This is a genomic window from Vibrio sp. 2130-1 (genome assembly GCF_033339515.1).
The window spans coordinates 13878-25629 of record NZ_JAWOUT010000015.1 but is presented as its reverse complement, the minus strand read 5'-3'; the positions used below and the strand labels follow the sequence as shown (position 1 = coordinate 25629).

General features: G+C 47.4%; 4 protein-coding genes. 3 read left to right on the top strand and 1 reads right to left on the bottom strand.

Translation table 11 applies throughout. The features are described 5' to 3' along the window. Window positions 1-33 precede the first annotated feature (33 nt). Window positions 34-1857, bottom strand: coding sequence for a DUF3413 domain-containing protein (locus tag R7Q09_RS19275; protein ID WP_318071087.1), 1824 nt, complete (start codon window positions 1855-1857; stop codon window positions 34-36). A 252-nt stretch (window positions 1858-2109) separates the two neighbouring features. On the opposite strand from R7Q09_RS19275, the gene recC reads away from it, so the two are divergent. The 3 genes from recC to recD all read left to right on the top strand — a co-directional run bounded on the left by recC (window position 2110) and on the right by recD (window position 11750). Then, the gene (gene recC / locus R7Q09_RS19270; RefSeq protein WP_318071086.1) at window positions 2110-5601 is read left to right on the top strand and encodes an exodeoxyribonuclease V subunit gamma; all 3492 of its coding nucleotides are present in this window, start codon (window positions 2110-2112) and stop codon (window positions 5599-5601) included. A 327-nt stretch (window positions 5602-5928) separates the two neighbouring features. After that, a complete protein-coding gene (gene recB / locus R7Q09_RS19265; protein ID WP_318071098.1) occupies window positions 5929-9603 on the top strand; it encodes an exodeoxyribonuclease V subunit beta in 3675 nt (1224 codons plus the stop codon). Next, window positions 9603-11750: an exodeoxyribonuclease V subunit alpha gene (recD, locus tag R7Q09_RS19260; RefSeq protein ID WP_318071085.1), complete on the top strand. Its 2148-nt coding sequence runs from the start codon at window positions 9603-9605 to the stop codon at window positions 11748-11750. The genes recB and recD overlap by 1 nt, the downstream gene beginning before the upstream one ends. The last annotated feature ends 2 nt before the right edge of the window (window positions 11751-11752 follow it).

Here is an 11752-nt window from a genome sequence, read left to right as displayed (position 1 = left end):
CTTTTTTATTTCAATCGGCGTCGATGTTGGACGCTAGCCTTTTTTGTAAAATCGCGACATCTCATCCAGAGAATGACGAATGATATCGACAGGAACTTTCTGTTCTTTCTCGACTTTTAACTGGCGATTCAGTTGCTGAGAGTGCCCGCCAGGATTGACCACAAGCATCAGTTCTTTGCCGACCAATGCATAGTTGTAGTAGCTGCCAGCAATATACCAATCGCGAGGGGCAGAGTTATCAAACAAGTTATGACCAACACTGTATGAACTTGTTGTGCCTTGAACGTCAAACAGCGTATTCATCATGGTTGGCACGACGTCAAAATGGGTCGTGCGGTAATCAATTTGCTCTGGTTGACGATTTGGCATGTACACGTAAAGAGGAACATGTACTTGAACGTCACTGTAGTTACCCGTGTGGCCCCAATAGTTCATCTTATGGTCGTTAAACTCTTCACCATGATCAGATGAAATCACCACAATGGTGTTGTCTAAGTCGACGTTTTTCAGCACATCACCAATCAAGCTATCGATGTAGTACAACGAGTTCTTGTATCGATTGTGGTAAAGCGAAGCGTCAAAATCGTTGTTGAGCAAAATGTGGTCAACGCGTTCCCAGTATGGTTTGAATTTCGCAAATTCAGGTTCAGGAAACACCGTGCCGTGGGCGGCATCGTAGAACAGAAAACCAAAGTACGGCTTGTCGCTGTCCTGCTTTTGGAACTCGATGAACTTGTCTGTTATCTGCTGATCGCGCTCGACAGCTGTTTCCCCAGTTTGTTTCAGGGTCAAGTCCGACACTTTTTTGAATACCGTGCGAGAAAGTGGCGGGCTGGTGAGCGGCGCCGAGCCAAAAATGCCCATGCGGTAGCCTTCTGCTTGCAGCGTATCCATAAAAACAGGAGAGCGTTGGCTTGCGTAAAAGCTTTCCCAGTAGGTCGCTGGCAAGCTGTAAAACAGGCTGAAAATACCCGCTTGAGTTGAGTTGCCACCGCTCATATGTTGTGTGAAATTCACCGTTTTTTCGGCGAACTTGCTGACATTTGGCATGACTTCCGGCGTCGCATCACTATAGCGCCATGCGTCAACCAAGATAAACAAAACATTGGGCTGTTTCTCTTTGCTTTGCACTTGAATCGGCGCAAGCGGGTAGTTGAGTGAGCTACGTTCAATGTTGGTTAACTCTACGCGGTTCTTCGATGCAATGTTCTCATCCACTAGGTCGTGTTTGTAAATAAATTTACGAGCCGTCAGCGGGTAGTAAAGTGGCCAGTTATTCGAAAACTGACTGACTTCATCGTCGTAAAGTGCGTTTTTGTACGCATGAATCATCTGCGTGCTAAGCAATACAGCAAACCAGACGCTGAGCAAAACGAACTTAGCTCGGCTTTGTGCCAGTTGATTACTTACCCAAACGGTACAAGCGAGCCCGATCACCAGAACGGCAATTTCACTGATGAAGATTAGCCAACTCATCCACGAAATATCGAAGACATCACCGCTACCTTCGAAAAACATACGGATTAATAGAGCGTTGATGTGAAGTTTGTATTGCTGAAAAACGAGGATATCGACTTTAAACATGATCAATAGACAGATCGCGATAGCGATCACGATACCTTTGAATGCTCGAGTCGGTAGAAAAGAGAGCAATAAACTCAACAACATAAATGGAAGAGCGATCAAGCCCAGCCAGCCATATTGAGTCGAAACCAAATAGTAACCTTGCAACAAGGTTAGCGGTTCATTCTGATTGTTAGACAACACAAAAGGATAACAAGCGATCGACAGGTACACTGCAAAGCAAGCAAAAAAAGCAATCAGCCAAGCGCTGTTGGAAGACAGTTTGCGAAACATACTTTTTGTTTGTTTATAAATTATGGGTAGAGGGAGTATAAAACAGTGTTTTTTATTATGGAATAGTTGCGACGAATGTCACATTTTGTATGGAAGTGTCAGACTTGATTGACATGTGAAAATTCAGAAGATTCATACTCTATTTGAGTGATATATAACCTTTTGTTTTTTCCGAACGCGAGATCACTGCGGGTTTAAATGGGGCTGTGCTAAGCTAGCTAACAGTTTCAATCGGCGCTCGGTATTCCCAATTTGTTTACTGTTTATCACTCCAACCAAGTTGACGTTCTTAAATCACTCCTTGTCGAACTGATTCGAATCAGTCCGCTGGAAAACCCGTTCGAAAAAGAACAAATTCTGGTTCAAAGTCCGGGCATGTCTCAGTGGCTAAAAATGGAATTGGCCAAAGAGTTTGGTGTTGCCGCGAACATTGATTTTCCGCTTCCTGCTACCTTCATTTGGGAAATGTTTACGCAGGTGTTGCCAGACGTGCCAAAACGCAGTGCGTTTAACAAAGAAGCGATGACTTGGAAGTTGATGCATCTGCTGCCGGGGCTTCTCAACCAAGACGTGTTTTCGCCGTTAGCGCAGTACCTCAAAGATGACAGTGATCACTCTAAGCTGTATCAACTGGCTGAGAAAATTGCCGATATTTTCGATGGTTACTTGGTGTATCGTCCGGAGTGGATCGCAAGTTGGGAAGCAGGGCAGAGTGTGCCAGAGCTGGAAGATGAGCATCCGTGGCAGCCGATCTTATGGCAAGCGTTGTATGATCACACTGTGTCATTAGGACAGTCTCCATATCACCGTGCCAACCTTTATGAGCACTTTATCGACACGTTAGAGAGTTTTAACGGCAATTTTGACCATTTACCCAAGCGTTTGTTTGTTTTTGGCATTTCTTCGTTGCCGCCTCGCTATATGGATGCGCTAAAAGCAATTGGTGAACACATCGACGTGCATCTGATGTTCACCAACCCGTGTCGTTATTACTGGGGTGAAGTTCGAGATCGCAAATATCTGGCTCGTTTGGCGGCGAAACATCGTCAGCACGTTGTGTGGCAGGACGATCACTCGGAAGTGCAAGGTGAAACTGAGCAACTGAAAGGAGCACTGGAAGATAATGTGATCGATGAGCTGCACACCGATGTGGTCGGAAACAGTCTGTTGGCATCCATGGGTAAACTCGGGCGCGACAATATGTATCTGTTGTCTCAGCTGGAATCTCATGAAATCGAAGCCTTTGTTGATGTTGAGCGCGACAGTCTGCTCCATCAATTGCAAGCGGATATTCTCAATCTTGAAGAACATCAAGATGATCAACAGATTGAAAACAGTCATCACAAACAAGTGGTTAGCTTGGGTGATAAATCACTGAGCCTACACGCTTGTCACAGCCCGATGCGCGAAGTGGAAGTGCTGCATGATCAACTGTTGGCGATGTTCGATGCTGACCCAACGTTAAAACCGCGCGATATTATCGTGATGGTCGCGGACATCAACGCTTACAGCCCTGCGATTCAGGCGGTCTTTGGTAACGCTCCGGGTGAGCGTTTTATTCCATATTCGATTTCTGACCGAACCGCCGATCAAGAGAGCCCAATTCTCGCCGCATTTATGCAGTTGGTGAACTTACCCAATACGCGCTGTTTGGCATCAGAATTACTCGAACTTCTGGAAACTCCGGCGATATTAAAGCGTTTTGAACTCAGCGAAGATGATTTTTTACAAGCCAAACAATGGGTTGAGGAATCGGGGATTCGCTGGGGATTGGACGCCAATACCGGACGCGAATTTGAACTGCCGGAAACCCGTCAAAACACATGGCAATTTGGTATTCAACGCATGTTGCTTGGCTACGCGATGCCGGAATCCGCAGGTTTGTTTGAAACCGAGCAAGGCAGTTTGTCTCCGTACAACGAAGTGCAAGGCATGGGCGCAGAGCTGGCGGGCAAGTTGGCACACTTTATCCAACAAATTAGCACTTATCGAAGCAAACTTTCTCATGTTCAAACTATCGATGGTTGGCGAGAGACTTTGGTTTCACTGCTGGATGACTTCTTCTCGGTTGAGTTAGAAGGCGAAATGGCGCTCAAATCCATTCGCGATACGCTCAGCCAACTCAAAGAGCAATTAGCTGATGCCGCATTTGATGATGCGTTATCGCCGTCGATCATCAGCCAATACCTTCAAAACAAATTATCTGGCACACGAGTCAGCCAGCGCTTCCTTGCTGGTCAAGTGAACTTTTGTACTCTGATGCCGATGCGCTCTATTCCGTTTAGAACCGTTTGTCTACTGGGGATGAATGACGGCGTGTACCCACGCTCCATGCCGCCAGAAGGCTTTGACTTGATGACGGGAAGAACCAAGCCGGGGGACCGTTCGCGCCGAGATGATGACCGTTACCTATTCCTCGAAGCAATGCTATCGGCACAGCAAACGCTCTACATCAGTTATGTTGGCCGTTCAATCCAAGACAATACCGAGCGAGTGCCTTCGGTTCTGGTTTCTGAGCTGATGGAATACTGCCACCAAAACTATTGTTTAAGTGGTGATGAAGCGTTGCCCGTTGATGAGTCTGGCGACAACTTATTAAATGCGTTGGTGAATACCCACGCCATGGTGCCGTTTAGCCCAAGTGCGTTCCAAGGCATGCACGCCAGCTACGCGAAAGAGTGGATTCCAGCGGCATTGACTCAAAGTAGTCAATCGCAAGGCTATGTTCGTCGTGATTTTAATCGGGCATTAGACGACTATCTGTTAGGAGCGACGTTCCCACTTGAGCTCGACTTAGTCGAGTTGCAACGTTTCTGGCGCTTACCTGTGCAGTATTTTTTCAATCGTCGTTTAAAAGTAACCTTTGAACCGCCACTACCGGTGATGGAGGACGACGAACCCTTTGTTTTAGGTGGTTTGGAAAGCTATCAAATGCGTGATGAGCTGTTAGAAACCTTGCTTGAAGCGACATTGATGCAGCCAGAGAAAAAAACAGAGGTGCTTAAACACTTTATGAGTCAACAGCGCGCGCAAGGCAAACTGCCGGTGGGGGCGTTTGGTGATATCGAATTTGAAACTAACCGAGTTCAAGCGGAAGAGCTGGTGGATAAACTGGCGTTTTTATCTGGTGCGCCTCAAGACGATTTGGAAATCGACCTGACGTTTGATTCCTTGTTTGAGCGAAATGAAGGCGAAGAGAAAAACGTTCGCCTAACAGGTTGGCTAACCCAGTGTTACCAATCTGGGTTGATTCGTTACCGAAGCGGTAAGATTCGATCGCAGGATTACCTTGCAGCGTGGATCGATCACCTTGCCATGTCGGCGTCGGGTTATGCTAAGAAAACTCACATCATTGGTTACGATCGTAAAGAAGGCGCGCTGCATTTGATCTACCCAGAAATTGCCGATGTGCAGTATGCCAAACAGCTACTGACTGAATTAGTTCGCTTATTCTTCGAAGGCATGACTAAGCCTTTGCCTTATTTCCCGAAAACGGCGTTGGCTTGTGTTGAAGCGGGCTTTAGCCGTGGTCAGTGGGTCGATGACGAAGAGAAATCTTTGAAGAAAATGGCTGACGCATTCAATGATGGCTTCATGAGCCCGGGCGAAGGCAATAATGCGTACATCTCTCGAATTTGGCCTGCTTGGAATGATGAGTTGGCCTCAGAAGTTCGTTTGCTGACAGCATTAGTACTGCAAGGTGCGCGCTTAGCGGTTCAAGACGCTGATGATGTAAAAGAGTGATAAAGAAAGTTGGATAAAGAGAAGGAAGAGTAGGGTGGCCGCCAGAAAATCATTATTTTTTGTAGGGCGTTCGCTGTACGGCCACAAGGTCAGAGGGACCATGATACTTTTGTTTAATTCATTTGAGTTGTGCCGCCAAAAAGGTTTGGCTCATCTCGTGGGGCGCATACTAACGGTACGTCTTATGGATAACCGTGAGAAAGATCTCACAAAGCTCTAAATTATCCAACTTGTTAAACATATTAATAGAATTTTTAACTATAGATCACATTTATTAGGTGATACGTCCTAGTAAATAATCCGGAGAGATTCAGCGTTATGGATCAAATGTCAGGTGCAGAGTGTCCTCTACATACGTTAGACCGCACAGAGCAGCCTCAACCAACGCCACTAGAACCGATGACGTTCCCTCTGCACGGTGCGAGGTTAATCGAGGCATCAGCAGGTACAGGTAAAACCTTCACTATTGCAGGTTTATATCTGCGTCTTTTGCTTGGTCATGGTAGCGCGGAAACTCGACATCGCGTACCGCTTACGGTCGACCAAATTCTGGTCGTAACCTTTACCGAAGCGGCAACTGCGGAATTACGCGATCGTATCAGGGCAAGAATCCATGATGCGCGAATCGCGTTTGCGCGTGGACAGAGTTCCGATCCGGTGATCCAACCTTTGCTTAATGAGTTTGACGATCACAAGCAAGCCGCAGAAATTTTATTGCAGGCAGAGCGTCAGATGGACGAGGCGGCGGTCTACACCATTCACGGTTTTTGCCAACGTATGCTAACGCAAAATGCGTTTGAATCTGGCAGCCGATTTAATAACGAGTTTGTGACCGATGAAAGTCACCTAAAAGCGCAAGTTGTAGCCGATTACTGGCGCCGAAATTTCTACCCGTTGCCATTTACCTTGGCTGGAGAAATTCGCCAGCTATGGGGCTCTCCATCTGCGTTGTTGTCTGACATCAGCAATTACTTAACTGGTGCGCCGTTAAGCCTTTCTGTTCCTGCAATGAAAGGCAGTTTGGCTGATCTTCATACTGAAAATTTGAAAAAAATTGATGAGTTAAAAGCACAGTGGCGAGAAAGCCAAGATGACTTCTTAACGCTGATTTCAGATTCAGATATTAACAAACGCAGCTACACCAAAAAGTCTCTGCCGACATGGTTGGAAGCGGTGAATGCTTGGGCAGCAACGGAAACTACAGGTTACGATTATCCAGACAAGTTGGAGAAATTCGCGCAAAACGTCTTGTTGGAAAAAACACCGAAAGGCAGTGCGCCGCAGCATGCGGTATTTGAAGCCATTGAAACATTTCTTGCCAACCCAATCAGCTTAAAAGCGCCACTGCTTGCTCATGCAATTGAACATTGTCGAGTGATGCTGACCAACGCGAAAAATCAAAAACAGTGGCTCTCTTTCGATGATTTGCTGACGCAACTTTCTGCTTCTATCGATACGGATGAAAGCGAGCTTTTAGCGGCGCGTATTCGTACTTTGTACCCTGTCGCAATGATTGACGAGTTCCAAGATACCGACCCGCTTCAATACAGTATTTTCAGCCGTATTTATCTGAACAATCCGGAATGTGGTTTGTTTATGATCGGTGACCCCAAGCAGGCGATTTATGGCTTTCGTGGCGCAGACATTTTCACTTACATCAAAGCGCGTAACCAAGTAAGTGCCCACTACACGTTAGGAACCAACTGGCGTTCTAGCGCAGATATGGTGCAGGCGGTAAACCAAGTATTTGCTTTGCCAGACAGTCCATTTATCTATGATTCGGACATCCCGTTCTTACCCGTTAAGTACAGTCCCAATGCCGAAAAACGCATTTGGACTATGGGTGGCCAAAAGCAACCCGCGCTGACTTATTGGTTGCAAGAAGCGGACGATAAACCGCTACCAAAAGGCGAGTATTTGACTCGGATGGCGGAGGCGACCGCAAGCCAAATCCAAACTATTTTGACGCAGGCTCAACAGGGGCAAGCGTGTCTGGTGAATGGCGAAAAACAGAAAGCGGTTCAAGCGGGCAATATCGCGGTGTTGGTTCGAACAGGTAGTGAAGGTCGAATGGTCAAACAAGCGCTGGCAGACCAAGGCATTGCCAGCGTGTACCTGTCTAACCGAGACAGTGTGTTTACCAGTTCGGTGGCGCAGGATTTACAGCGTTTGCTGCAAGCGGTGCTGACTCCAGAAAATGACCGTGCGCTGCGTGCAAGTCTTGCTTCTGAGCTGTTTGCCCTCGACGCAGCAAGTTTGGATGCACTTAATAACGATGAAATTGTGTGGGAAAACGCCGTAAACGAATTCAAAGAATATCGCAAACTTTGGGTTCAACGTGGTGTGCTGCCGATGTTGCGCGCGGTGATCAGCAAACGCCATATTGCCGAGCGATTACTAGAAGAAGGCGCGAGTTCACAGGGTGAGAATGGTGAGCGAGTACTTACCGATTTAATGCACATCGGTGAACTGCTTCAACAAGCCAGTAATGAACTGGATAGCGACCACGGTCTGCTGCGTTGGCTCGCTCAGTCTATCAGTGATGCGGAAAACGGTTTGGGCGGCAGTGATGACCAAATCCAACGTTTAGAATCGGAACGTAACTTAGTACAGATCGTGACTATTCACAAATCAAAAGGCTTGGAGTATGACCTCGTATTTCTGCCGTTTGTGTTCAGCTATCGAGAAGCCAGCGAAGCCAAATATTACGATGCAGCCAATGACCGCACGGTACTGGATATCACTGGCAACGATGCGTCCATGAAGCAAGCGGATAAAGAGCGTTTGGCGGAAGACTTACGCTTGATATACGTGGCACTAACGCGTGCTGTGTATGCGTGTTTTATTGGAGCCTCGCCTTTGCGCAATGGTCGTTCGACCAAAGAGCCAACTGGCGTACACCGCAGTGCGATTGGCTATTTGATTCAGAATGGTCAAGAAGGTGGCATTAACGATTTGCACCAAGGTTTAACAAAGCAACAAGACGAGCTTGATTGTGTCGTCGTGGCCGATCCGCCGCAGAAACTCGAAGAGAAGTACGTAGCGCCACAAGAAGAAGTACACGATCTTAGTGCGAAAGAACTGCAAAACCCTATCGACAGAAACTGGCGCATCACCAGTTACTCTGGCTTGGTCAAGCAAGGCTCTCATCACGCCGAGCATGATGCCACGATTGAGATTACAGGTTTCGATATCGACTCATCTGAAGAACAAGACGAAGCGGATTTGGTGGAGCCAGAGCGTTCGATTTTTACCTTCCCTCGTGGTGCGCGTCCGGGTACGTTCCTGCACAGCCTGTTTGAGGAAATTGAATTTACTCAGCCAGCCACGACGGAAGAGAATACACAAATCATCCTTGGCTTGATGGAAAGCGAACAGCTCGATGAAGAGTGGTTGCCCATTTTACAGCAATTGATTGATACCGTACTCGCAACGCCGTTGGATGGTAAGTCTTTGCTGCTGAATCAAAAAGCACCGTCGCAACGTTTGGTGGAGATGGAGTTTTTGCTGCCGATTGAAGTTTTGTCTGCACCGGCGTTAAACCGAGTCATTCAACGTCACGATCCGTTGTCGGCGAAAGCGGGGGATTTAGGTTTCCAAACCGTGCAAGGCATGCTCAAAGGTTTTATCGACTTGGTGTTTGAACATCAAGGTAAATACTACGTGCTTGACTGGAAATCGAATCATCTTGGCGACGATGTGACGAGCTACCATGGTGAGGCTCTGAAATCGGCGATGGCGGATCACCGCTACGATTTGCAGTACCAGATTTATGCGTTAGCACTGCATCGTTTCCTACGCAGCCGATTGGCGAATTATCAATATGAGCAGCACTTCGGTGGCGTGTATTACTTGTTCTTGCGCGGCATGGATGGGCAGAGTGACCACGGCATTTTTGCCGCGAAACCAACTTTCGAGTTCTTACAAGAGATGGATCGTTTGATTGATGGTCAAGCACTCGAAACGCGCTCAACTCAAGCCGGGCAGATGGAGCTACTTTAATGACGACAAATCACAATCTTCATTCTGACCAAGATAGCCTATTGGTAGTGTTGGAACGCTTGGCGCACAAAGGTGCTATTCGTCAGCTCGACTACCAATTCGCCTGTTTTATTGATTCTCAAACGCATGATGAACAGTCGGACAGTCAAGCATTGGCGTTTATCGCGGGTGTTGTCAGTAGTGAGCTCGGCAAAGGACATATCTGTCTGTCTCTGTTCGATGCACAAGGGCAATCTACGGATTTAGCCAGTAAGCTAGGGCTGTTTGGTGAGTCGGCATTGGCGCTCAATACACAGTTGCAAGGCATAGACTGGATTCAAGTATTACAAAATTCCAACTTGGTCGGCGCGCAAGGAGAAGCCTTGCCGCTGATGTTCGATGGCGAGCGTCTGTATCTGCACCGCTATTGGCATTATGAAGTGACACTGGCGGAAAAGCTCAATCAGTTGGGCGCCGCAGTTAACTTGCAACCACAAGAGTTTGTGCGATTATCGGAGTTGCTCAACCATTTGTTTGCACGCCAATACCATTTTCTGTTTAACGCGTTAGGCAAAGCAGTAGAAGCGGGAAGCAGCAACCAAGTGTTGCGCCAGCAATTGGTATGTGATCACCTTGATGTGGTCGCAAGCGAATCGTTGGATTGGCACGCCATTGATGCAGTGCTTAGCAATGCGCGCAAGGTTCAGGACTTGCAAACACTGAATGAACTTGTGCCACTCTCAGCTTGTGTGAACTGGCAAAAAGTCGCGGCGGCGGTTGCGTTAACTCGTCGATTTGCTGTGATTTCTGGTGGCCCAGGTACGGGTAAAACGACGACGGTAACCAAATTGCTTGCTGCTTTGATTGAACAGGCGACACACGAGAAAAATCTAACCATCAAGTTGGTGGCCCCGACGGGGAAAGCGGCGGCGCGATTAACCGAGTCCATTGGTAAAGCAGTGCAAGAACTGCCAGTTTCTCCAGAGCTAAAAGCCAAAATTCCGACTGAATCGAGCACCTTGCATCGATTGCTGGGCGCGATTCCTAATAGCGCAGAATTTCGTCACAACAAACAAAATCCACTGCATTTGGATATTTTGGTTATCGACGAAGCGTCGATGGTCGATTTACCGATGATGTACAAAGTGGTCGATGCCTTACCGAAACATGCGCGGCTGATTTTGTTAGGTGATAAAGACCAACTTGCCTCAGTTGAAGCTGGGGCAGTGTTGGGTGATATCTGTTCGTTCCATGCATTGGGTTATGGCAAAGAGCAGGCGTCAGCCATCGCAAAACTGACGGGTTTCGATACTTTAGCGCATACGGGTAACAGTGCATCTAGCATTGCTGATAGTTTATGTATGCTGCAAAAGAGCTACCGATTTGACGCTCGCTCAGGCATTGGTCAGTTGGCAAAAGCGGTTAACTCAGGTTCTGCTGCGAGCGTAGATAACGTCTGGGCGCGTGACTTTTCTGACATCGAACATTTCGCGCTAAGTAGTCAACATTACAACCAAATGATGCAGACGTTGGTGCAGGAATACGGTCGTTACCTCAAACGCATTGGACAACAGGAAACTGATCCTAAAACCGGAAAGCCAGAGTCGCTAACGCACAAAGCCAAAGCGGTGTTAGATACCTTCAACCAATGCCGGTTGCTGTGCGCGATCCGTGAAGGTGACTTCGGTGTGGCTGGGCTAAACCAACGTATCGAGAAAGCGCTCGCAGCGCGCAAGTTCATTCAAGTTCAGGATGAAATTTGGTATCACGGCAGACCCGTCATGGTTACGCGTAATGATCACGGTTTAGGTTTGTATAACGGTGATATTGGTATTTGCATGCGAGATGACACTGAAGAAGAACCGCGTTTGAAAGTCTTTTTTGAGTTACCTGACGGCAGTGTGAAATCGGTCTTACCGAGCCGAGTACCTGAACATGAAACGGCTTATGCCATGACCATCCATAAATCGCAAGGCAGTGAATTTGATTACACCCTGATGATTTTGCCACCAGACTTTAGCCCGATATTAACCCGTGAGTTGATTTACACAGGCATTACCCGCGCGAAAAAGCGTTTAGCTCTTTACGCCGAACTCAATGTTCTGAAGCGAGGCATTAAGGTGAAAACGACTCGCGCGAGTGGGTTAGTACAGCGGCTTACTAACTAAAA

What these genes read in the sequence shown, in the direction of transcription:
- R7Q09_RS19275 (WP_318071087.1), bottom strand. Translation starts at nt 1,857, where the DNA reads ATGTTTCGCAAACTGTCTTCCAACAGCGCTTGGCTGATTGCTTTTTTT.
- recB (WP_318071098.1), top strand. Translation starts at nt 5,929, where the DNA reads ATGTCAGGTGCAGAGTGTCCTCTACATACGTTAGACCGCACAGAGCAG.
- recD (WP_318071085.1), top strand. Translation starts at nt 9,603, where the DNA reads ATGACGACAAATCACAATCTTCATTCTGACCAAGATAGCCTATTGGTA.